The sequence below is a fragment of the Oribacterium sp. HCP28S3_H8 genome (genome assembly GCF_052064775.1).
Taxonomy (GTDB): domain Bacteria; phylum Bacillota; class Clostridia; order Lachnospirales; family Lachnospiraceae; genus Oribacterium.
On sequence record NZ_JBQHUZ010000006.1, the window covers coordinates 42127 to 65936 of the forward strand.

The 23810-nt window shown below is 46.4% G+C and carries 24 protein-coding genes and 1 other annotated feature; of the genes, 3 read left to right on the plus strand and 21 right to left on the minus strand.

Annotation, left to right across the window (positions count from 1 at the left end):
• Positions 1 to 3 precede the first annotated feature (3 nt).
• A complete protein-coding gene (locus ACTNEN_RS08340; protein ID WP_441205776.1) occupies positions 4 to 1107 on the minus strand; it encodes an undecaprenyldiphospho-muramoylpentapeptide beta-N-acetylglucosaminyltransferase in 1104 nt (367 codons plus the stop codon).
• A complete protein-coding gene (locus ACTNEN_RS08345) occupies positions 1104 to 1523 on the minus strand; it encodes an HIT family protein (RefSeq protein WP_441205777.1) in 420 nt (139 codons plus the stop codon). The genes ACTNEN_RS08340 and ACTNEN_RS08345 overlap by 4 nt, the downstream gene beginning before the upstream one ends.
• Positions 1524 to 1681: 158 nt before the next feature.
• Between ACTNEN_RS08345 and ACTNEN_RS08350 the strand changes: the two genes are divergently transcribed.
• Both ACTNEN_RS08350 and dtd read left to right on the plus strand, forming a co-directional pair.
• Positions 1682 to 1858 (plus strand): DUF4250 domain-containing protein, encoded by a 177-nt coding sequence (locus ACTNEN_RS08350; protein ID WP_441205778.1) that lies wholly within the window; start codon positions 1682 to 1684, stop codon positions 1856 to 1858.
• Between the two features lie 119 nt (positions 1859 to 1977).
• Positions 1978 to 2439 carry a D-aminoacyl-tRNA deacylase gene (gene dtd, locus ACTNEN_RS08355; RefSeq protein ID WP_441205780.1) on the plus strand — a complete coding sequence of 154 codons (462 nt, stop codon included), beginning with the start codon at positions 1978 to 1980 and terminating at the stop codon, positions 2437 to 2439.
• Positions 2440 to 2724: 285 nt separating this feature from the next.
• Here dtd and ACTNEN_RS08360 read toward each other — a convergent pair whose 3' ends face one another.
• The 12 genes from ACTNEN_RS08360 to rpmG form a co-directional block, all read right to left on the minus strand.
• On the minus strand, positions 2725 to 3618 hold the full coding sequence (locus ACTNEN_RS08360) for a hypothetical protein (RefSeq protein ID WP_441205782.1): 894 nt from the start codon (positions 3616 to 3618) through the stop codon (positions 2725 to 2727).
• A 147-nt stretch (positions 3619 to 3765) separates the two neighbouring features.
• Positions 3766 to 5076: a replication-associated recombination protein A gene (locus ACTNEN_RS08365; RefSeq protein ID WP_441205783.1), complete on the minus strand. Its 1311-nt coding sequence runs from the start codon at positions 5074 to 5076 to the stop codon at positions 3766 to 3768.
• Positions 5077 to 5138: 62 nt separating this feature from the next.
• A complete protein-coding gene (locus ACTNEN_RS08370; protein ID WP_441205785.1) occupies positions 5139 to 5552 on the minus strand; it encodes a VOC family protein in 414 nt (137 codons plus the stop codon).
• Positions 5553 to 5918: 366 nt separating this feature from the next.
• A complete protein-coding gene (locus tag ACTNEN_RS08375) occupies positions 5919 to 6332 on the minus strand; it encodes a hypothetical protein (protein WP_441205787.1) in 414 nt (137 codons plus the stop codon).
• A gap of 83 nt (positions 6333 to 6415) precedes the next feature.
• A complete protein-coding gene (locus tag ACTNEN_RS08380) occupies positions 6416 to 9268 on the minus strand; it encodes a tetratricopeptide repeat protein (protein ID WP_441205789.1) in 2853 nt (950 codons plus the stop codon).
• Between the two features lie 197 nt (positions 9269 to 9465).
• The gene (gene rplL, locus ACTNEN_RS08385) at positions 9466 to 9840 is read right to left on the minus strand and encodes a 50S ribosomal protein L7/L12 (protein WP_441205791.1); all 375 of its coding nucleotides are present in this window, start codon (positions 9838 to 9840) and stop codon (positions 9466 to 9468) included.
• Positions 9841 to 9955: 115 nt separating this feature from the next.
• Entirely contained in the window at positions 9956 to 10453 is a 498-nt protein-coding gene (rplJ, locus tag ACTNEN_RS08390) for a 50S ribosomal protein L10 (RefSeq protein ID WP_441205792.1), read from the minus strand.
• Positions 10454 to 10489: 36 nt separating this feature from the next.
• Positions 10490 to 10635 (minus strand) — a sequence feature (ribosomal protein L10 leader region).
• A 47-nt stretch (positions 10636 to 10682) separates the two neighbouring features.
• Positions 10683 to 11375, minus strand: a complete 693-nt coding sequence (gene rplA, locus ACTNEN_RS08395; RefSeq protein ID WP_441205794.1) for a 50S ribosomal protein L1 — start codon at positions 11373 to 11375, stop codon at positions 10683 to 10685.
• 22 nt (positions 11376 to 11397) lie between these two features.
• Complete coding sequence (gene rplK, locus ACTNEN_RS08400; RefSeq protein WP_441205795.1) at positions 11398 to 11823, minus strand: 50S ribosomal protein L11; 426 nt, start codon at positions 11821 to 11823, stop codon at positions 11398 to 11400.
• Positions 11824 to 11874: 51 nt separating this feature from the next.
• Entirely contained in the window at positions 11875 to 12405 is a 531-nt protein-coding gene (gene nusG, locus ACTNEN_RS08405; protein WP_441205796.1) for a transcription termination/antitermination protein NusG, read from the minus strand.
• 12 nt (positions 12406 to 12417) lie between these two features.
• Positions 12418 to 12612, minus strand: a complete 195-nt coding sequence (gene secE, locus ACTNEN_RS08410) for a preprotein translocase subunit SecE (protein WP_441205797.1) — start codon at positions 12610 to 12612, stop codon at positions 12418 to 12420.
• The gene (rpmG, locus tag ACTNEN_RS08415) at positions 12612 to 12761 is read right to left on the minus strand and encodes a 50S ribosomal protein L33 (protein ID WP_441205799.1); all 150 of its coding nucleotides are present in this window, start codon (positions 12759 to 12761) and stop codon (positions 12612 to 12614) included. The genes secE and rpmG overlap by 1 nt, the downstream gene beginning before the upstream one ends.
• A gap of 227 nt (positions 12762 to 12988) precedes the next feature.
• On the opposite strand from rpmG, the gene ACTNEN_RS08420 reads away from it, so the two are divergent.
• The gene (locus ACTNEN_RS08420) at positions 12989 to 13906 is read left to right on the plus strand and encodes a LysR substrate-binding domain-containing protein (RefSeq protein WP_441205801.1); all 918 of its coding nucleotides are present in this window, start codon (positions 12989 to 12991) and stop codon (positions 13904 to 13906) included.
• Between the two features lie 15 nt (positions 13907 to 13921).
• Here the strand turns inward: ACTNEN_RS08420 and ACTNEN_RS08425 are convergent, their stop codons facing one another.
• The 7 genes from ACTNEN_RS08425 to ACTNEN_RS08455 all read right to left on the minus strand — a co-directional run bounded on the left by ACTNEN_RS08425 (position 13922) and on the right by ACTNEN_RS08455 (position 23728).
• Positions 13922 to 14656: a ComF family protein gene (locus ACTNEN_RS08425; RefSeq protein WP_441205803.1), complete on the minus strand. Its 735-nt coding sequence runs from the start codon at positions 14654 to 14656 to the stop codon at positions 13922 to 13924.
• 74 nt (positions 14657 to 14730) lie between these two features.
• The gene (gene recD2 / locus ACTNEN_RS08430; RefSeq protein WP_441205805.1) at positions 14731 to 17052 is read right to left on the minus strand and encodes an SF1B family DNA helicase RecD2; all 2322 of its coding nucleotides are present in this window, start codon (positions 17050 to 17052) and stop codon (positions 14731 to 14733) included.
• A 28-nt stretch (positions 17053 to 17080) separates the two neighbouring features.
• Positions 17081 to 18085 (minus strand): rod shape-determining protein, encoded by a 1005-nt coding sequence (locus tag ACTNEN_RS08435; protein ID WP_441205807.1) that lies wholly within the window; start codon positions 18083 to 18085, stop codon positions 17081 to 17083.
• 386 nt (positions 18086 to 18471) lie between these two features.
• Positions 18472 to 19683 carry a CaiB/BaiF CoA transferase family protein gene (locus ACTNEN_RS08440; RefSeq protein ID WP_441205809.1) on the minus strand — a complete coding sequence of 404 codons (1212 nt, stop codon included), beginning with the start codon at positions 19681 to 19683 and terminating at the stop codon, positions 18472 to 18474.
• 21 nt (positions 19684 to 19704) lie between these two features.
• On the minus strand, positions 19705 to 21078 hold the full coding sequence (locus ACTNEN_RS08445; protein WP_441205811.1) for a 2-hydroxyacyl-CoA dehydratase subunit D: 1374 nt from the start codon (positions 21076 to 21078) through the stop codon (positions 19705 to 19707).
• Entirely contained in the window at positions 21075 to 22247 is a 1173-nt protein-coding gene (locus ACTNEN_RS08450; protein WP_441205813.1) for a 2-hydroxyacyl-CoA dehydratase, read from the minus strand. Before ACTNEN_RS08450 ends, ACTNEN_RS08445 begins: the two co-directional genes overlap by 4 nt.
• A 176-nt stretch (positions 22248 to 22423) precedes the next feature.
• Positions 22424 to 23728 (minus strand): SLC13 family permease, encoded by a 1305-nt coding sequence (locus ACTNEN_RS08455; protein WP_441205814.1) that lies wholly within the window; start codon positions 23726 to 23728, stop codon positions 22424 to 22426.
• Positions 23729 to 23810: the final 82 nt, after the last annotated feature.

Genomic DNA, 23810 nt, shown 5'->3' on the forward strand with positions numbered 1-23810 from the left:
TGTTCAGCCTTTCTTAGATCTATCTTTATTGTTTTGAACAACCTCTCTCAGCACCGCAAGGACCGCGTCCACGCCATTGCTCTGCTGCGAATGCTGCATTGCGCGGATATACTCGGATGCCTTGTCATGTACCTCCTTGATCGCATGATACAGAAGCGCATTGTCTTTTTCCATCTCATGCTGATCCAACACATAGGAAAATCCCTGTTTCTCAAAGGAGCGGGCATTTAAGATCTGATCTCCACGGGAGGCATCCAGCGGCAGCGGAATCAGAATATTAGGCTTGCAGAGCTGCAGAAGCTCACAGATGACATTGGCACCTGCCCGTGACACCACGATATCCGCCGCAGCATAAAGATTACGAAGTCCATCGGAAATAAATTCATATTGCCGGTAGCCCTGGGTATCCGTGAGCTTCGGATCGAGATTTCCCTTGCCTGCCACATGGATCACATCAAAGCCTTCCAGAAGCCGGGGCAGGATCGCACGGATGGCATTATTGATCGCAACCGATCCAAGCGAACCACCGATTACCATGAGGATCGGCTTCTCACCGGAAAATCCGGTCATTTTAAGTCCCTCCTCGCGGGTTCCCTGCAGAAGCTTCTCACGGATGGGTGCACCCGTCAGCACTGCCTTGCCCTTAGGCAGCTTCTCAAGAGTTTCCGGGAAATTGCAGCAGATCTTTGCTGCCGCACGGAGTGTAAGTCTGTTGGCCAATCCCGGTGTCATATCCGACTCATGCGTAACTACCGGAATCTTAAGACTATGTGCCGCCCAGACCACAGGAACCGCTACAAAGCCTCCCTTGGAAAAAAGAATATCCGGCTGGATCTTACGGAAGTACCGTTTTGCTTCAAAATAGCCATGAATCACCCTCACTGGATCCGTAAAGTTTTTAAGAGAGAAATACCGGCGGAATTTACCGGTAGAGATCCCCTGGTACGGGACTCCTTCCTTTTCTATCATGTTTTTCTCGATGCCATTATAGGAACCGATATAATATACCTCATAGCCATCCCGGCGAAGTCCAGGAAGCAGCGCAATATTGGAGGTCACATGACCTGCAGTTCCGCCGCCGGTCAGCACAATTTTACCAGTACTCATTTAAGCCTTGCTCCAATCTCTGCACAAACCTTGTTGAGTTCCTCCGGAGTCGATGTGCCCGGCTTCCAGAGCACCATCTCATCCGGATTACCGTAGCGCGGGATAATATGCAGATGGAAATGGTGTACCGTCTGTCCTGCCGCTTCTCCGTTGTTCTGCACCACATTAAAGCCCTTGGCTCCGAGGCCCTCCTTCATCGCTTTCCCGATCCGGGCTGCAAGCGGCAGCACCTTGCTCTGAAGTTCCTCCGGCAGTACCGTAAGATCCTCATAGTGCTCCTTAGGCAGAATCAGTGCATGCCCTCTTGTTGCCGGATTCAAATCAAAAATCACGCGGAAATCCGCATCCTCATATAAAGTTACTGACGGGATTTCTCCATTGGCTATCTTACAAAAAATACAATTATCATCCTGCATATGTTATAATCTCCCTTCGGAATGTGTGCTTGTTTTTAAAAGCCGTATAACTTCTAATTATTATACCCGCCTCCGGGAAATCAGGCAATACAGGCTATAAAAACGTCAAAAGATCACAAAGAAGCAATCAAAAAGAAGATCAAAAAAGGAGTATTTCAATGTCCCTGCCTAAGGATCCCTATATGCTGTTAAGCTATGTAAATACCAAGCTGAGAGATGAATATGCGTCTCTGTCTGAATTTGCAGATCAGGAGGAAATTGATCTTAACGCTCTCACCAAAGTTCTCGCGGCAATTGACTACCATTATGATGAGAACCTGAGACAATTCCGCTGATCACGTTAAAACGTAATGGGCGCTGAATGTATTTGCAGCTGCTCATTCGTTTGCATTTCAATATTACAATACAGCGTTTGGGGAAATGATACTGAAACGCCGCAGAAAGAGGTTACTATATGCGTTGTCTTGTACAGAGAGTAAGTGAAGCAAGTGTCACTGTGGATAATAAAGTCATTGGACAGATCGGCAAGGGTCTTCTGATCCTCCTTGGCATTGAGGACTCGGATACTGAGGCTGTCGCTGATAAGATGGTTCAGAAAGTCCTTTCTGCCCGGATATTTGAGGACCAGAACGGTAAAACCAACCTGTCCCTTGCGGATGTAAATGGGGAGGTACTGGTCGTCAGCCAGTTCACTCTCTACGCCGATTGTAGAAAAGGGAACCGTCCAAGCTTTACCCGCGCCGGTGCGCCCGACAAAGCCAATGCGCTTTACGAGTACTTTATGGCGCGGTGTCGTGAATGGATCAATGTAGTAGCGCACGGGGAGTTTGGCGCCGACATGAAGGTACGTCTGCTAAATGACGGACCTTTTACCATTATGTATGACTCCGATGAATTAAATACGCCAAGAAAATAAAATGGGGATACAACATCTTCTGCTGCTCACCGGATAAAAACAGTCCGGTGATGCAGCAAATGATGCAAATTGCTATATAAGCTGCGAATTTCAGGCAAACAAAAAGAGACATGCGTAAATTGATTTCTCGCTTTGCACACGTCTCATTTTTGTACTGTCCGCAGACACTGACCGGACGGATGGAAGCCATACAGTCAGCACACAGAACAATAATATAGTGATAGGAAGAAATTATGTCCGGCGGTTACCCGCTGGAACTTCTTCAGGCTTATTATATCAAAAAGCTTACTGAAGTTCAATAATAGAATCTGCTGTCATAACTCTCTGACGGATAGAATCCGAATAGGTAATCTCCACCTTTTTACCGGCATCTGCCTCCGCCTGCTTCAGCAGATCATCATTTCCAGATGGATCAAATTTAAATTCTGTGCCATCGGATGCCTTAAGATAGATAATACCGTCCTCAATCCTGTCTATGGTTCCAGTGATACCATAAATGTCTGACTTCTCGTCCTCCATCATATCCTCTGTGCAAATCCGATAGCAGACAGGATCCTTATCCAAATCACCAAGATAGTTGATCAATGCATAATCTCCTGCCTTGATATCTCCAGAAGCAACATCTGTCTCGTAGGCTGCACGATGAAAGGTATAGGTCTTTCCGAACTCCTCCTGTGCGTCCTCCTGATTTTTATCGTCACTTGCAGCTTCCGATACTGCCTCCTGACGACCGTCCATAACTTCCGTAAACTGGATGGTATTGGCATCAATGGACTTAATTACACCATAAATCGACGGGTCCGCATTATAGTCCTCAGAGGTGAACTCAAACGGTACAGACATCTCAACCGCATCCACCGCCATGCCATCCGTCGGATCAGAACCTTGATACACAACCTCCACTTCATCTCCCTCCATAAGATTCCAGGCAGGATTGATCTTTGCATTGGAAATATCAAATGTCATGGATGTACCATCGTCTACTTTTACTGTAAGCTTATTTCCCTCAAGCTTTTCCACAAAGCAGTCCAGTGAATTGGTATCCAGAGCCTCAGACTCAGGGACGCTGGACTCAGCCACCGCAGCCGTCGTCGTTTCAGCGGTAGATGCCTTTTTTCCGCATGCTGCCATCGTAAGCATCATAAGTCCAAGTGCTGTGTAAGCCGCAAATTTTTTCATATAATAAATCCTCCTGATGAAATAAGATTGCCTTCTTTATCACATGCGCATGGATTTCTCATGCCCTCCGATTGTCTCATGCATGTGACAGGGTATTACAATAGCACTCTTAGATCAAAAGTTCTTGCAGAATTTATGAACAGTTTCTTAAATTCCTTTAAGCTTGTCCTCTGCTCCAGAAATATCATTTTCATCCGGATAATGGTAAAATTTCTGATTCTTCAGCACTTCCGGCAGGTACTGCTGCTCTACCCAGTGTCCCGGATAATCATGTGGATATTTATAGCCCATTCCGCGCCCAAGCTGCGTAGATCCCATGTAATGAGCATCCTGAAGATATGGAGGGATCGGTGCATTGCCATACTTCTCTACTGCTTCCGTGGCTTCCGTAATGGCACGATAGCAGGCATTGGACTTCGGCGCGCACGCCACATAAATTGCTGCCTGAGATAAAATCAGCTTTGCCTCCGGCATGCCGACTCTTTCTATCGCAAGAAACGCATTGGTTGCCACGACCGCCGCCATGGGGTCCGCATTCCCAACATCCTCAGACGCACAGATGACAATCCTGCGGGCAATAAACTTAATGTCCTCTCCGGCATACAGCATACGCGCCAGATAATACACCGCAGCGTCCGGGTCTGATCCGCGCATCGACTTGATAAACGCGGAGATTGTATCATAATGATTATCTCCGTCCTTGTCATATTTCACAGCACGCTTCTGGATGCACTCCTGCGCAACTGCCAGAGTAATATGAATCCTTCCGTCCTCCGCGCGGTCCGTGGTCAGTACAGCAAGCTCGACCGCATTAAGCGCGGCCCTTGCATCTCCATTGGCTGCATCCGAAAGAAATTCCTCCGCATCCGCATCAATCACGGCATGAAATGATCCGACGCCCTTTACAGGATCGGACAGTGCTCTTTGTATCAAAGTTCGGATATCTTCCGATGTAAGCGGATGCAGCTCAAAGATCCGGGAGCGGGAAATCAATGCGGAATTTACCTCAAAATACGGGTTTTCTGTCGTCGCTCCGATCAGAATCACTGTCCCGTCCTCCACATATGGCAGAAGATAATCCTGCTGTGCCTTGTTGAATCTATGAATCTCATCCACAAAAAGGATCGTCTTTCTGCCATATCCGCCCAGATTTGCCTTAGCGCGGGTAATAACCTCCTCCATATCCTTTTTGCCGGCAACGGTGGCATTGATCTGCTCAAAATCCGCCTTGGTCGTATGCGCGATAACCTTGGCAAGGGTGGTCTTACCGGTACCGGGAGGTCCGTAAAAAATAATCGACCCTAGCTTATCCGCCTTAATGGCACGGTACAGAAGCCTGTCCTTACCGATAATATGCTCCTGCCCCACAACCTCATCCAGCGTTTCCGGCCGCATCCGGGAAGCAAGCGGTGCTTCCGACCGTTGTGTCTTTTCCGACATATACTCAAAAAGGTCCATCCAATCCTCCATCGTTTCACAATTTATCACAGCAACGGATGCATTACCGTCTGAAAATACGATCAGTCTGTGGTTGATTCCGGTTTACTTCCAGCAATGGTCAGCGCATCCTCTTTCCAGGGAATGATTTCAATCCAGTATCCATCCGGATCCTCGAGGAAATAGATCCCCATGGTCGGATTTTCAAAACAGATGGCTCCCATCTTTTCATGCCGTTCATGCGCCTTTTCCATGTCTCTCGTCATCATTGCAAGATGATACTCCTGTTCCCCGAGGTCATACGGCTCCTTCCGGTCCTTCATCCAGGTGAGCTCCAGTTTAAATCCGGTCTGCCGGTCTCCAAGATACACAATGGTAAAATCCTTCTGCCGGTTCCATGCAATCGGCTCGAGATCCAGCGCCTCTTTATACCACGCAAGACTCCGCTCCAGATCCAGTACATTAAAATTAAAGTGATTAAAGGCAAATTCTCCCATGTCCGCTCCTCCATCTGCCGCAATTATTTTATGATTCAAAACATGTGTTCAGTACTTATGATTATAGCAGAAGACCCGATGGATTTCCACCGGGTCTTCTGCTATAGAGTAGTAAGGGTCAATTAAACCTGTTCTGCAATATTAACTACGCGCTGACGGTTTTGCGGCTTCATAATCGCTCCAGCTGTCAGGCACATTGGCGCTAAAAATCTCGTTTCCGTTTTCCTGCCAACGCAACCACTGTATCAGTCAAAACTGAAACGAAGCTGAAAATCTGGAAATATTTTTATAAAGTGTTATGGAGGCGGCAATAAAGCAAGCAGGCACATACTGTCGCAGCACGTACACAACATTTCAGGTCCAACATTATCTGCCCAGTTCAATTTCCGGATTGACATCCTCCACCGCACTGACCTGACGGATAAATTTATCCGCAGTCGCATGCAGAAGCTCCTGCACTTCTCTGGACTGGTGATTAAAATAGCGCTCTGCCAGTTGATCTGCCTTGATGTTATGGTTCAGCTGAATCAGCTCTGTATCCGGAATGTAATGAAATGTTTCCTTATTGCTGTCCATCATGGCGCGGATATCATCAAAGGTCAGATAATAGCTGTACCGCGAATTTCGGATTTTTCCCTCTCGTTCCGCTACCTCCGAGAACTTCTTGATCGCGTGAATGTTGGCAAACATCTTACGATACTGTTCATTGAGGCTTAAAAACAGTGCTGTAGTGATAGTTACGGCACTGACCTTGATTTTTTCCGGACTGTCTGTATTCATATAATATCCTCCGATCTATAAATGCATGATTTCTTTAAAGTACGATCTCTGTCATCAAATACTTTCTCCGCATCCTGACTCGTTTACGCCTGACTTCCCAGGATAAAATCAAATTCTGTTACAATGCCATTTTTATCCTGCTTAGCATTAAGGATCCCGATCTGAGGCAGGAAACGATACGCATCCGTCACAAGTGCATCAGGCAGCTTCTTATCGATATAATGCAGGAACGCACGATCACTGATGTGCACTGTGGTTTCAAAATAATCGCCTGTCGGTGTATCTCCCTTATGATTATGGTAAACGCGCGCCGGGAAATCGGAATACTCACCCATGTCCTTCCGGTCCTTGGTGTAAATCAGCACCATAGTATTCGGATGCTTTGCATACTCCGCCGCAAAATTAAAACTCTTTGCTCCATTACCATCCACATAGGTTCCATCCGGCGTCGTACCGTTGGTGATCATCGCACCATCATCACCGACATAGTAATTATCCTCGATCCAGACATCCCGCAGCATCTTGCCGGTTTCGTCAAAGAAATACCGCTTGCCATCGCTCTCCTGCCAGCCTGTCTGCATCACACCATCTCTATTAAAGAAATATGTATCTCCATCGATGGTCTGCATACCCGTAACACGGTAGCCGTCCTCATTCAGATAATAATACTTGCTGTCAAGCTCAAGCCATCCAGATGTCGTCTTACCGGAGCCATCCAGATACTGCCATCCCTCGGACGTCTCATGCCAGTCATTCAGATGATATTTCGTCGGGTCCAGTGAAATCACATAGGTTTCACTGTTTTCAACACAGGCAAATCCATCCGATGTAACCGCATGGGCTTTCAGCGTATAGGTACCACTGTAGTTCATTTCCACCGGACTTGTATAATCCTTCTCCGTTCCTTGATGCTCATCGCTGCTCAGACTATAGCGAATGTTACTGTCCGAAGCTGTCACAAGTGTCACGGTGACCGGATCGGAGAAGCTGCCTCCTGGAGTAGAAAACTCCACCGATGGATTGATGGCATCCATCTCCTCTTTCAGTGCGGTACTGTTAGGAAGCACTTCCATTCCCTTACGTAACAGCGTGATGGCATCTCCGTGATGATCTGTATTAAGATAAGCGTCTGTAAGTGAAAGATATGCCGCCTCATCCGTCGGATCCAGGGACAACAGCTTTTTATATGCTGTAATGGCACCCGCATAATTAGACTGCTCCATAGCCTTGGAAGCCGCACTTCTCGCCATCCTTAGCCGGATCGCCGGTAAATTGATCAGCGCCACAGCGCAAACTGCCACAAGGACAAGCACAGCTGCAATTATCCTGGTATATTTTGATTTCCCTAAAAGCTGTGGCTCGGATGCCTCGTCGGATTGCTCCTCCTCTGATACAGCTTCATCCGAATCCGTAGCTGCATTGGTATCTGTGTCTGTATCCGCAGTCTCAGTCTCAACCTCGTCCTCATCCTCGCTCTCAACCAGAGCTGCATCTCCCTCATCGGAATCCATTTCTTCTCTGGACAGATCCTCCTCCGGAGCATTTTCGTCCTCGCTATTTCTCCGCTCGGCACGCTTCTCCTCTATAGAAATCACAGAAACCTCTTCTATTTCCGCTTCTTCCTCAGGAGCATCTGTCTTTGCTGCTGCATCCAGATTTTCCTTCGTGGTTTGCTTTTCAGCATTCACCTGCGCATCTGGCTCTGTCCCGGCTTCTGCATCCACTTCCGCTTCATCATCGACCTGCATGTCTTGCTGCTCATCCGATGTATCAGCAGATTCATCAACATCTTGCGCAGAATCTGTTTCCATTTCATTTATTTCTGCTTCAGACGTTTCCGGACCAGCTTCCGAGCTGCCTGCTTTTTGTTCTAATGCCGTGTCAACCGAGGTTTTTGCTTCTGATTCCGCTTCAGCTTGTTTTTCTGTTTTCTTTTCCGCTTCTACCGCTTCTGCGTCTCGCACAGTCTCATCTGTCTCCGCATTGTCATTTTCCAAATCTGACAACGCTTCTGCGGGCGCTGCCGTATCATCTACATTCTCCGGGACTACTGCTGCTACAGTTTCTGAATCGGTCAATTTCTCTGTTGCTGCTTCGACTGTGCTTACCGCAGAATGATCTTCATTCACTGAGGTATCCGCTTGAACTGTGATTTTTTCTGTATCGGTATCTTCTTCAGGCACTGCAGCTGCATCGTTAGCAGACTGTGTCGAAGCCTCCGCATTTGCATCTGCACTGACTTCTACATCTTCTATGATATCTGATTCCGCAGCTGTTTCAGCATGTATTCCGGCTTCAGCTTCTTCTATATCCGTTTCTGCGGTTTCCTTAGTTTTCTCCTCATTACTTTCCAGAGAATCCGGCTCTTTAGAATCGGCTTCAGATGAAGAAATTTCTATATCTGTCTCATCCTCACGATCCGGGCTTACCGCATCAGAAGCTGCTGTCTCTCCTGGATCACCTTGAGTTTCAGCTTCAGAATCGATCAGTGTATCCGGTACACGAGCTGCGCTTGTGTCATTTTGCACCTCTACATCAGCTTGCGCGTTGCCAACTCCGATCTTATCCATCTCAGTGGCATCCGTTTCCGCTGCGAGGCGGGCTGCCTTTTCTGCAAGCGCTTTTTGCTCTGCTTCCTCCTGCTCTGCCCCGAAGCGTTCCAAAAATCTCGCCTGTTCATACATGCGGTCAAGGCGGGCTTCATCATCCTCCGGTTCAGCAGACACATGCGAAGCAGAAGCATGCTCTCGAGCCTGCCTCTCCACTTCATCCCGTTCAAACATCCTCTTTAAGTTTTCCTCTGAATAATGCGGCAGAGAATCCCTGGGTGTAAAACGTTCTGACAGCACTTCATACCTGCTGCGGATAATCAGTCCACATTCAGGGCAATAAACTGCATCATCCGGAATCGATTTTCCACAAAATTTACAGATCATATTTATCCTGCTCTGCTTTCAAGTACTACTATTTAGCCCAAATGGCATAATCTGACATATATATTATAATCGATTATCTATGATAGCAGAATAGTAAAATCCTTATTTTTAGCAGTCTTTTTAAAAAAATAAACTAAAAAATCCCTGATGTGCGCCCCAAAGCGCATACACCAGGGATATGAATCATTGGTTTTTTATTACTTAAGAGTAACCTTAGCGCCAACTTCCTCAAGCTTAGCCTTGAGATCATCAGCCTCAGCCTTAGGAGCAGCCTCCTTAAGAACCTTTGGAGCAGCCTCAACAGCTTCCTTAGCTTCCTTAAGTCCAAGACCAGTAGCCTCACGAACAACCTTGATAACCTTGATCTTGTTAGGACCGATGTCAGTAAGCTCAACATCGAACTCTGTCTTCTCCTCAGCAGGAGCAGCACCAGCTGCAGCACCAGCTACAACAACACCTGCAGCAGCAGATACACCAAACTCTTCCTCAACAGCCTTTACAAGGTCATTAAGCTCAACAACGGAAAGCTCCTTGATAGCTGCGATAAACTCTTCTGTAGTTAACTTAGCCATTTTAATTTCCTCCACTAGAAATTTTCTGTTGTGCCATTACGCACAGATCAAATACCGAATTTTAATTCCCACGCCCTGGCAGCCTATGCTGCATCAGGCAGCCATCTGCTCAAAATCAAGCAGCCGGCTCTGCGTCCTTGTCTGCAACCTGCTTGAGAACACGAGCGAAGTTTGTGATCGGGCTCTGCAGAGAACCGCAAAGTCTTCCAAGAAGCTCCTCTCTGGTTGGGATTTCGGAAAGTACTTTTACTCCGTCCTTGTCATAGAACTTGCCCTCTGCTACAGCTGCCTTAAGCTCAAGCTTAGGAGCATCCTTAGCAAACTTGGCAATGATTCTTGCTGCTGCTGCAGGATCATCCTTGGATACTGCAATAGCGGTCGGTCCCTCAAGACAATCATCCAGCTGTGCAAAATCTGTACCCTCAGCTGCTCTCTTAATGAGAGTGTTTTTGAATACCTTGTACTGAACTCCAGCTTCTCTTAACTGCTTACGAAGATTTGTATCCTGCTCAACAGTAAGACCAAGATAGTCAACAGCTGTAACGGCAACAGCGCCATCAAGAAGAGCCTTGATTTCGTCAACGATCGGCTGCTTTAACTCAACCTTTGCCATTATACGTTTTCCTCCTTATAAGATTTCAGTATCACCTTAACAAAAGGAAAACCCCCGGGTCCAAAGACTCAGGGGTGATCAAACAAACATATCAAAAAGACTGTCTGTATCGTTTCCTCGGCAGGCGTTTTAACCTTATGCCTAACGGCACCTGCTGTCTTCGGGTTAATACCTTGTGTATGTTAGCATCAGGAGCACCCGATGTCAACAACTTTTTTGAAGTAATGGATTAAGCTCCAAACTGTACTGTATCGAGCTTAACACCAGGACCCATGGTAGATGTAAGGGTTGCGGACTTAATGTAAGCGCCCTTGAGTGTTGCAGGTCTTGCCTTGATGATAGCGCCCATCAGCGTATCTACGTTTTCCTTCAGCTGATCCTCTGTAAAAGAAGCCTTGCCGACTGCAACGTGGATGATGTTAGCCTTGTCAAGTCTGTACTCAACCTTACCGGCTTTCGTATCATTAACAGCCTTGGTAACATCCATAGTAACCGTACCGGTCTTTGGGTTAGGCATAAGACCCTTCGGTCCAAGCAGACGTCCGAGACGTCCAACAACACCCATCATATCCGGAGTTGCAATAACTACATCGTAGTCAAACCAACCACCCTGGATTCTCGGGATAAGTTCCTCTGCTCCTACGAAATCTGCACCAGCTGCCTGAGCTTCATCAGCCTTGGCGCCCTTTGCAAATACGAGGATTCTAACCTTCTTGCCGGTTCCGGCAGGAAGTACAACGGAACCACGAACCTGCTGATCTGCATGACGGCTGTCGCAGCCGGTTCTCAGATGAAGCTCGATGGTCTCGTCGAATTTTGCTGTTGCATTTTTCTTTACAAGCTGAATAGCCTCTGCCTCAGAGTACTTTACACTTCTGTCGACGGTCTTTACGGCCTCAGCATATCTCTTTCCAGTTTTCATGTCAGTTTTGCCTCCTCTTCAATTACTTCTCAACTTCAACGCCCATTGATCTGCATGTTCCAGCGATCATTGACATAGCAGCTTCAAGTGATGCAGCGTTCAGATCCTTCATCTTTGTCTCTGCAATCTTCTGAAGATCAGCCTTGCTGATAGTTGCAACCTTTGTCTTATTAGGTTCACCGGATGCTGACTTAAGGTTGCATGCCTTTTTGATCAGTACAGCAGCTGGTGGAGTCTTAGTAATGAAGCTAAAGCTTCTATCTGCATAAACTGTGATAACTACAGGGATAATAACGTCTCCCTCATTAGCGGTTCTGGCGTTAAATTCCTTGGTAAATGCAACAATATTTACACCGTGCTGGCCAAGAGCCGGTCCAACTGGTGGAGCCGGAGTTGCTTTTCCTGCAGGAATCTGTAACTTGATATAACCTTCAACTTTCTTTGCCATTGTAAGGCACCTCCTTGTGGTAATTACGGGAATTAACCCTCCCAAACTTTGTTATCTTAATTTCTGAACTTCTCCGTAGGATAACTCTACCGGAGTTTCACGACCGAACATCTCTACAGAGATTGTAACGGTCTTTTTCTGATCATTAATGTCGCTGATCACACCGACAGTATCCTTCCATGCGCCGGAAGTAACCGTAACTGTATCACCAACAGCAAAATCGACCAGAACCTCGGACTCTCTGTATCCGAGTGCCTGAATCTCTTCCTCAGAAAGAGGAACCGGTTTGGATCCTGGACCAACAAAGCCCGTTACACCGCGAGTATTTCTCACAACATACCAGGTTTCATCATTCATGACCATGTTGACCAGCACATACCCCGGGAACATCTTCTTGTCAGTCTTTTTTTCCACGCCGTTTTTTACTTCTATGACGGGCTGCATCGGAACACTGACTTCAAGAATCAGATTCTGAAGACCACGATTTTCAATCGTTTTCTCGAGATCCATCTTAACCTTGTTCTCATAGCCTGAATATGTATGTGCTACATACCAGCGTGCTTCAGAATTAGTATCTGACATTGATCTCCACCTTTACTTAAGAATAAATCCAAGTCCTGTCTTCATAATCAGATCAAGAACTGCAATAAGTACACCGATCAGAAAGCTGACAATAATTGTAGCAGCTGTCTCCTTAACAACATCCTGCTGAGTCGGGAATACAATTTTATTATATTCTGTTCTAAGACCCTGAAAGAAGTTCTTAATGCCGGATGTCTTGTTGCTCATTACTTTGTCTCCTTATGAAGCGTGTGCTTCTTGCAGAATCTGCAGTACTTCTTGATCTCCATACGCTCCGGATGAGTTTTCTTATCCTTCATCGTGAAGTAGTTTCTCTGCTTACATTCTGTGCATGCTAATATAATCTTTGTGCGCACGGCTATACACCTCCAATGATTCTTAACTTCGCATGGCTACGAAATTAGTGCATAAAAAATAGGGCCAGGCCCTTGTTTACTCGCTCACTATATCATGTCCGTATAGCACCGTCAAGCTGGAAATTATTAAAATTTCAAAGAGCCAGAGCCGTACTCTATTGTAATAATGAATTAATCTGTTTATACTTATTTCTAATAGACTATAAACCTTATCAAGAAGGTGTCGTATGGATTTAAAACGTATTGAAAATATTATCCGTATCGCAGAAGAAAAAAACATCACCAGGGCCGCAGACAAACTGTATCTCTCACAGCCTGCGCTTAATCTGCAGCTTCTTAACCTGGAAAAGGAATTAGGCACCAAGCTCTTTTATCGGAGAGGCAATGAATGGTCAATCTCCGAGGCAGGCAGGATCTATGTGGATACCGCAAGAAAGATGGTCGCTTTAAAAAAGGACTGTTACTCCAGAATTTCCGATGTCGCCAAGCTTCATAATGAGGAAATCGCTGTTGGCGCCGCCGGAATCCAGGGCGATATCATGATGACCGCTTTATATAAGAAGTTTCACAGTAAATATCCTAACGTAAAGCTTCAGCTCAACATCATGAAGGGCTTAAAGACCCAGGAGCTGGTAAAAAACGGCACCATAGATCTGGGCATCATACTTATGGGCGATAAGCAGAACTACCACCTTGAGTATGAGTTTCTCGCACATGTCGAAATGGTGCTTGTCATGTCGGAAACCTCTCCTTATGCAGACCTAATCGAGCAGGACCGCGAAGGCAATGAGATCGTAGACCTTAAGAAATTTAAAAACGTCCCCTTTGTCCTTGGGCCGAAGGACTCGACGGAGCGTTTAGTTTCCGAGCGTGCCTTTGAAAAAGCCGGTATCGAACCGGATATTTATATGGATGTAGAGGGCATCAACTATACAATGGCAATGGTCGCTGCCGGGGAATGCTGCGCCATCCTCGGGGAGAACAATCTGAAGGACAACAATATGCACGGGATCCATGCCGTCCGCCTCAAAGCGCATCCCGTGATGAATGCATTCGCAGTCTATCGTAAGGATAAATACCTTTCGGATCCGATGAGCGATCTCATTGAGCTTGCAAGAGACTACTGGACAAGAAAAAGCTCTTGAGCTCCTGCTCCGGACTCAGATATCCGTGCGAATGCTTAAGCTGAAGCAGTATACCCGTTCCACGCCGGCTTCAAGCAGCAGCCTGGTACAGGCTTCCATTGTCGCTCCCGTCGTAAAAATATCATCTACAATGCAGACGTTTCGTACGTCCGGTGGGATATAGCCAGAATAAAAGGCTGCTGTCAGATTTTTAAGGCGCTGTCCGGCATTTAGCTCCTTCAGCGCCTTGGTGTTTTTGCGACGCCCGAGTGCCGCCGCATAGACCGGAATCCCTAGTCTTTTGCCAATCTCCTCCGCAAGAACCTCCGCCTGATTATATCCACGCTCTCTTAACCGCTCTTCATGCACAGGAACAGGAATCAGAGCATCAAGCCGCATCCTGAGAAATTTCGGTCCAAGCCTCTCCGCTGTTTCCATAGCGTAATACGCAAGATACTCCCGCCGATGACGATACTTCACAGCCGCGAGACTTCTTGCCGCTGTTTCATTATAATTCATGAGAGAAATGGCATACTCAAAGCGGAAATGATGCCTCTCACAGTGATGGCACCGCTCTTGCTCCTCTGAGCTAAGCTGCCTGCCACAGACCTTGCATACCGGCTCCTCTATAAATACAAGCTCCTTACGGCAGGTGCTGCAGATCATCTCTCCCTTAGGCTCGACAATGCGGTCACAAACCGGGCATCTCCGGGGAAACAGAGCGTCAATCAGCCATCTTTGTGCTTTCTCTGCCGCACACGTGACAGCCACCCTGTATTTTATTTTCCTTACGTTATCTGTATGCTCCTTCAATCCTCTTTCCTGTTCTATAGCTCTCTTCTACGTTATTCTGTATCCTCCCATTCCGGAGGCAGCGAAAACTCTGCGTCGTCAGCATTCGCAGCAAAATCCTCAGGCATACTTATGCCGGACACCCCATTGGCAATCTCCCGCATCCGATCTGCCAGAGAGGAATACCGTTTTGCCTCACTCTCATTATGAAGCATGGTTTCAAAAACCTGCGGATTTCCCACCAGGCAGACGCATCGCTTGGCTCTGGTGACCGCCGTATACAGGAGATTACGATTCATCAGCATCTGCGGTCCCATATACATCGGTATGATCACCGCCGGATACTCGGAGCCCTGGGACTTATGGATCGTAATCGCATAGGCAAGCTCCAGATGGTCGCAGTCCTTAAACGCATACTCTACATATCGGTCCTCAAACTGCACTGTGAGCGTCTGTGTAAAGGTATTAATTTCCCGGATAAGTCCGATATCTCCGTTAAAAACCCCCTCGCCCTTTTCTGTCGGGATCCCGTACCTGCCGCGGATTTCCCAGATCAGATTATAGTCATTCCGGACCTGCATCACCTTATCACCGAGCCGGAAAAGCGTTCCATTGAGCTCCTTCTCCGGTTTCGTCTTGGACTTCGGATTGAGCTTCTCCTGCAAAAAAGCATTCAAACGCTCCACACCCAGAGCGCCTTTACGCTGCGGGGTCATGACCTGGATATCCAGCGGGTTCACATTAAGATATTTAGGGAGCTTATCTATGACAAGTGAAGTAATGGCCGCAATGATCTGATCCGGCGTCGCACTGCGGATAAACAGAAAGTCCCTCGATTTTTTGGCAAGATCTACCTCCTCGCCTTCATTGATCTTATGCGCATTGACCACAATATCGGACTCAGCTGCCTGCCGGAAAATGTGGGTAAGCTTGATCACTCGGACCACCTCCGACTGGATAATGTCCCGAAGCACGTTGCCGGCGCCTACGGATGGCAGCTGGTTGGCGTCTCCCACCATAATCAGCCTGGTTCCCTGCGTAATCGCCTTTAAAAGAGAGTTCATCAAAAAAATATCCACCATACTCATCTCATCAATAATGATGACATCACATTCCAGCGGATTGGTTTCATTTCTCTCAAAATGCCCGCGGGTTTTAGTCTCCGCCCCTGTCTCCCGGTCTCCCTTCTCCTCGGGTCTTCCCTGATATTCCAGCAGCCTGTGAATGGTCCTTGCCTCCCAGCCTGTCGCTTCAGACATACGCTTTGCTGCTCTGCCCGTCGGAGCCGCCAGGAGGATCGTTTTGCCCTGCTTTTCAAAAAGGCGCAGCATGGTATTAATTGTAGTTGTTTTACCGGTTCCGGGTCCTCCCGTGATCACAAGCAGACCGGAATTTGCCGCGATGGAAACTGCCTGCCGCTGCAGCGGATCCAGCTCGATCCCTTCCGCGTCCATGATCTCATCGATTAAAGCTTCAATCTGCGGATCAAATTCCTGCCCCGCCGCAATGTTAAGATCATTAAGCTGCATCGCGACCTGAAGCTCTGTATAGTACAAGATGGACCGGTAAACCTTATTGTCCTTGACCACGATTCTCCGGTTCATCTGGAGATTCATAAGGTAATGGCGGATATCGTCAATATGGATTCCCAGAAGCTGATCCGCACTTTCCCAAAGCTCCTCGAGCGGCAGATAACTATGTCCGTTTCCCTCTGCCATCATGAGCGCATATTGAATGCCGGACTCGATACGGAAATCGGAGTTCTCACCTATACCGGCACGCTTTGCAATTTCATCACAGCTGCGAAACCCGAGACCCTCGATATCCTCCGCCATTTTATAAGGGTTCTGGCGGATCAGATCATACATCTCATTTCCATACTGCGCATAGATTTTGCCGGCAAGATTTACGGAAATGCCATACTCCTGGAGAAACATAACCGCTTCCCGCATATCCTTTTTGGCATTTACTGAGGATGCAATGTCTATTGCCTTGCGCTGGGAAATCCCCTTAACCTCGGCAAGCCGTTCCGGCTCCTCCTCAATGATCCTCATGGTATCATCCCCAAATGCTTTAACAATCCGGGCAGCCATACTAGCCCCGATGCCTTTAATGGCACCGGAGCCAAGATATCTCTCTACCGCTTCCTGTGTTTTGGGAGTAACCGACCTGTAGGAGTCAATGACAAACTGCTTACCATAGATTGGATGCTCCGTTTCATGTCCATCAGCCTCAATATTTTCTCCAGCCTCCAGCCCGGGTACGGTTCCGACCAGGGTATATTCGTGCCCCTCCTCAATTCCGATCATTACCGTATAGCCTGTACTGTCACTTCTGAAAATAATATGGTCAATATATCCTGTGAAATGTTCCATGCATCCTTTCCAGTTAAAAAGATTTTAATTAAAGATCATCGTCCTCGCCATTGGCGACATCAATAAACTTACCGGTACCGATTGCAACGGCAGTCAGCGGATCCTCAGCAAGCACGGTGTTGATGCCGGTTTTTTCCTGCATCAGCTTGTCAAGTCCATATAAAAGAGAACCGCCGCCGGTCATGACAATTCCGCGTTCGTATACATCCGCAGCAAGCTCCGGCGGAGTCCGCTCCAGGACATTATGCACAGCGTTCACGATCATGCTTGCCGGCTCAAGCAGTGCATCCATGATTTCATCCGAGCTTACAACCACGGTTTTAGGCAGTGCTGTTACAAGGTTTCTGCCCCGAACCTCCATGGTCACATTTTCCGGGCGCTTGGTAGCGCATCCGATATTAATCTTGATATCCTCAGCTGTCCGCTCACCGATCAAGAGATTATGCTTCTTACGCATATATCTTAAGATAGCTTCATCAAAATCATCTCCCGCAACCTTAATGGACTCGGAAACTACCGGTCCATCCATGGCAATCACCGCAATGTCCGAGGTGCCACCGCCGATGTCAATAATCATATTGCCTTGAGGCTTGGAAATATCAATGCCCGCACCGATTGCTGCTGCCACCGGCTCCTCGATGATAATCACCTCTCTTGCGCCTGCATGATATGCAGCATCCTCGACTGCCTTTTTTTCCACCTCTGTCGCACCGGACGGGATGCAGACGGAGATTCTCGGCTTCCGCAGCGTTCTCTTGCCGACAGCCTTAGTAATAAAATACTTCAGCATCTTTTCCGTCAAGGTATAGTCGGAAATCACGCCCTGTCTCAAAGGACGGACCGCCACTATGTTTTCCGGCGTTCTGCCCAGCATCAGCCGTGCATCCTCTCCATACGCCAGAACCTTGTTGGAATCCCGATTGACTGCAACAACGGACGGCTCCTTCAAGACCACGCCTCTCCCTTTGATATAGATCAGAATACTGGAGGTACCTAAATCGATACCAATATCGTTTGAAATAAGTGAAAACATTCTATCCTCCATCAGGCTGACCCGGATTGCTCTCCGGTACCTGATCCTCGATTTATACTATAGTCTTACTAAGTATAACGGAAACACCATCGTTTTTAAAGAGCTTCTCAATTTCATTTTTTGTTAATAATTTTTAGACTTATTTTAGAGGCGAGACATATTTCAGACACAAAGTTCCGGTATATTATAAACAGTTACAGAGATGTAACAACAAAAAAGCTTTTCATACTCATACTCCACAGCCGGGATGGCTGTGGAGACCCCCTTTGACAAATAGAACTTTATATTTCTCCCCCCTTCTAATAAAGTTCTTTCCTTAATAGAAATAGTAAACCCCGTCGGAACGAAACAGTTCCGGCGGGGTTTGTTTTTGAGGAAATCCCTTATCATATTACCTTTTTCTCTTTAAGCGACGCAATTTCTTCCTCAGATATTCCGAGAAGATCATGATATACTTCATCATCAGATCCTCCAAGCGCCGGACTGCTTTGGTAAGTAATCTTAAATCCGCTCATCTGTGGAGCAAATCCCGGATATTTCACCTTGCCTCTTTGTGGATGATCTACGGTAACCATAATTCCAGTCTCCTCATATTGCGGATCATCCGTGATATCTTTTACATCCAGAAGTGCGCCCGCAGGAATATCATGGCTGGCAAGAATCTCCATTGCTTCTTCCTTAGTATAATTCTTGAGCCAATCCTTAATGGCAGTATCAACAAGATCTTTATTGGCAAATCTTGCATACGGATCCTTACACTCGGGACAAACCGCTTCTTTAAGATCCGGTCTGTTAATTACATCACATAATTCATCCCATTGATGCGATCCCGGATGACGGCTCGTATAGATATGCACATAATCATTCTGACCAAACGGCTTGCATGGATAAGTATCAGATGGGGCAACATCTTCCAACGGCATACCATTGGCAACCCTTCTATTGGGCTTCCCATTCATATAATATGGTTCCCACTGCGAACGGCTCAACGTAATCATGAAATCCTGCATTGCAATATCAATTCTCTGTCCAATGCCTTCGCGTTCTCTTTGCAGGAGCGCCGCAACAATTGCACCGGCGAGTTCCTTGCCCGTACCGGAATCTGCTACAGAAATACCGCACTTGATTGGTTTTTCCGGAAGTCCGGTTGCAGATACCATGACTCCGGTATGCGTAGCGATCGGGTCAAAAGCCGGATAATTGGCATACTTTCCTTTTCTGTTGAAGCCTTTCAGACTGGCATAAATAATCTTTGGATTGAGTTTTTTGCATTCCTCATACGTTAAACCAAGACGATCCATCGATCCCGGACCCATGTTTTCCACAACAACATCACATTTTTTAATGAGCTTTTTTAAAATTTCCAGCCCTTCCGGCGTTTTGGCATTGCATGTGATAGATTTTTTATTCATGTTCATCGCAATAAAACCATACGAATCCACTCCCGGTTCCTTGGCAGTATACCTTCCAAGCTCACCCTTGCCCGGTCTCTCTACTTTAAGGACTTCTGCGCCGAGCCACGCCAGTGTTTCCGTGCAAACGGTGCCTGCTTCAAACTGTGTCATATCAAGTACGCGATAACCCGTTAATGGTGCCATTTATTCTACCTCCTTAAACTCTCACTGTTTAGCTTTTCGTTTTTCTGCAGATGGAATTACCTGCTGCTCAATAAATTTATCCACAAGGTCTGTCATAGTATCTGCATTCCATTTACGTGGATCTACGGGATCTGCCTGGAAAATCAATACCGGGAATCCTGCTTCCTCCAACGCCTTCTTTATAAAATAACTCCCTTCCACCGCTTGCATACAATTTCCGGGAACCATATATACAACACCGTCGATGTCATTTTGTTTTGCCTGCTGTACGTACCATGAGCTGTTCCATGGCGGCATATGCAGAAAATCCTCCATACCGATATATCTGGCTGCAAGTGCTCTCAACGGGTCATCTGCTACGTGATTTCGGATATATGCATCCGCCCCCATTGCAAGATACATTGACCACATAAAAACCGCGCCATATTTCTTTTCAAAATTCTGATAAAAGCTGAAATCGTGCCAGATCCCACGTCCGATCCACATCAACCTGTATTTTTCATTGGGCACTGCCGCTTCACCCTTATCCGCTAATTCCTTAATTTCATAATACAAGCTCTCCGCGTGATCCGCTGCCCACTGGGTACCTCTCTGCCATTGTGCCTGCATTACTGCATTGATCGTATCCACAACTGTTACCGGAACCGGATGGCAGGCTGCAATCAGATCCCTGATCTTTTTATAATATCCCTCCTGACGGTTGATCAGGTTCATTACGTGCTCCAGCTTATTAATGTCAAACTGCTTACCCGTTTTCCACTCCAAAAAAGCAATTAATCTCTTGAGGTCCTCTACTGCAAGATCCAGTCGGTCTTTATCATAGAGTTCCTCCCAATGATCCGGCGCAAGCTCATACCAGTTCAGCGGAGTTTTCCGTGCGATGGTATTTTCCATTACATAAAAATCAGCATTGTGATTTTTAGCAAAAAGCTCAAAAATCTTGGACTGACAGTCGCATGTCAATCTGGTAATTGCAATGGTCGGGTCTGGAAGCCCTCCCCAGGGACCAAGTGGATGACCTTCCGCATCAAATTTATGGTCATCCGGATCCAGGGATTCTGCAAATGCCGTAGCGCAATAAGAGCACAAATCATCCCGGTAATTAGCGTCCCGAAGCAATCCAAAATACTTCTTCGTCATCCTCTTGGCTCCACATATTGCAGCCCACCACTGATTGACAACAAACGGAATATCCATAGCACAAAGAATTTCCATAGGTACATCGGCATTGAGATATCCAAACTCCTCTCCATCCGAAACCCTCTTTTTAAGCTCGGAAAACCACTCTTTCTGATGTGCACTCGCAGCGGCTGTTGCCTTCAGCTTTTTTACCGCCTTGGATTTTGACCGTTCCTCTGATATCGGCGCTGCAGAAGATTGTTTTACTTCATTCATGATTTCTGCCTCCCTTTGAGTGCATCTGAAAATTCTTGTATTCTCTGATCAAGAGTTTCATTCTTTTCCATCGGCCACTTCATTTTGGCAAAATATACCGTTTGCTTTCCCTGTGCAATAAGACTTTGATGCTGACTAGGATAATCCCAGCTCGCTGATTCCTCATACTCATTGTTATAAAAAATAACAGCATCCGCATGAGTTTTAGCAACTTCCCGATTCAATGCCTCTACTCTCTGACTGACAAAGGATTTCTTGCTGGAAAACTCTCTCAGCATATAGGTATCTACAATTGCCCTTTTGGTTGTATACGAAAAATTAAAATTCCTGTCATAATACCGATCTCCCCAGTCGGTATCTTCTCCAACAATCACAAGTCCCTTACTTTCAATCAGATCATACAACCTGGTGTCTTCCTGATTGGATCCGGTATAAAATACTCTGGGGTCACAAATAACCGGCCAGGATTTGGCTTCTTCTGCCACTTCTTGTACAAGAGCCGCATGCTCGCTGCGATCCATAAAAAATGCACTGCCGATGATCACCAGCGCCTCTGATCCGTTGATGCGAATGTCTTCTCCATGACGTAAATCACCAATCCTGCGCAATGCATCCTTATCTGCATTACAGATCCTTGCCCCTGCCCGGATATCATCTTCGCTCAGCTTTTTACCCGACCATCTTTCTACATCATTTTTAAAAAGATCCACTACAAATTCATTTCGCTGCTGATAAATTAATTCTCTTGTAAACAACCAGTCCAGAAATGCAATGTCCGGAATGTTTTTATGAGGTTCTACTCTCTTAACTTCTCTTAAGTACAAATATGCTCTGATGACAACGTCTGTGCTATTGGATATAGCGATTGCATCAGCCTGAGAAGCATACGTACCATCAACAATTTTTTTAAACTGAGCCCTTACGATCGGATCAAAGGAAAACTCCAGATATTGATTTGTTTCTATCAATGGTTTCTCTGCCTCTGCATAGATACGGATCGGCATCATCCCTGCACCGATAATCATCTCGTCCGGAATGTCACAACCAAGCTCGGCAATGACTTTACCTCCTCGCTTCCGAAACGCGGATGCCGCTTCCTCTCGATTATCATATGCATGCTTCAATTTACAAAATGCATCGCTTTGCAATGCACAGTCACGTATTGACATAAAGCATCGCTCCTTTCTTCATGTATCTATATTGTAAACAGCAAAGTATTCCGTTGACATAATCAAACCCACACGATTGTAAAGTGCACTTTGCACACATATCAGGAAATATAAAAGGTGTCCTCCTCATTACAAGGCGACACCTTTGTAGTAACCTGATCCGCCAGATTTTAAGATCAGAATGGAATGACTCCTAATACTCCCGCAACAAGCGCCAGTACAATGCCCAGAATCCATGTAGGCAGGAAATTAGCCCTAAGATTATCCTTCATATCCACACCTGCAAGTCCAAGCGCAAGATACGGTGTCGGACCAACCAGACAGAGATTGGCTGCGATACAGGATCCTATCAATGCGCCTATAACCGCTGCCTCCATCGTTCCGCCATACGCCATTGCCATCTGTCCAAAAATAGGAGTCATGACCATATATACCGTATCTGATCCTACTGCCATGGACAACGGCACCGAGAACAATGCAACAATCATCGGAATATGCCTGCCGGCAGATTTCGGAAGGATGCCAAGCAAAGCATCCGTCATTGCCTGCATCATGCCGGTATCCTTAAGTGTACCAACCAGTACGCCAATGGCAAAAATCATCATTACCATATTGAGCGCATTGGAACCATGCTTTTTAATCTGTGCAGTCTGCTCCTTAGCGCTCTTGCAATTCAAAATCAATGCGATGGACAAACCTACCATAAAGGCGAGATTTGTGTTGATCAGCTTAAGCAGCATGGCGAGTACCAGCACAATTGTCATAATAATGTCGATCGCCATAACCGTCTTAGATACCTTGAGAACCGGTTCCTTTTCCTTGACAATTCCCTGTTTCAGCTCTGCAAACTCCTCATCGGATACTCCACAGCCCTGGCGTTTCAGATAGTTGCCGATAAAAAAGCAGCTGGCCAGTAAAATTACAAATCCAACGATCTGAATCGGCAGAACCATCCTCCATATCTCATACGCATCCACATTCGTGGCCGCTGCAACACGAGCCTGTGCAGAAGTCCATGGCAGCATATTTTCCACGCCGGATACCAGACCAACATAAAAGAGCAGCCAGGTTGGTTTAATTTTCATTTTCTGAAACAGTGGTAGCATGGTTGGTATGGTAATCAACATGGTAGTTGCACCAGAACCATCCAAATGAGAAATCATTGTCAGAAGACATGTCATAATCAATACGAGCGGTATAGAATTGCCGATATACCGCATAACCTTACCAACGATCAGATCAAACATGCCTGCATCGCCCAGAACATTAAAGTAAATCACAGCAAAGGAAAACAATACCGCAGTGTTTAATACGCTTCCAAGTCCTGTATCCAGAAATCCTTTGATATCCTTAAATCCATACCCAAGAACCAGAGACGCAATCACCGGAAGCAAAATCAGAATCGGCGGTAGCGCAATTTTTCCGCTCATAATGAGAGCTACCATAATTACGATCAGGATAAATCCTACTGCAGCTAACATACAAATCCCCCTCTTTAAGAAAGTTATCCCAAAATGTTGTTAATATATTAACAGATATTTCTTTGTTAAAACAATTTCCTGT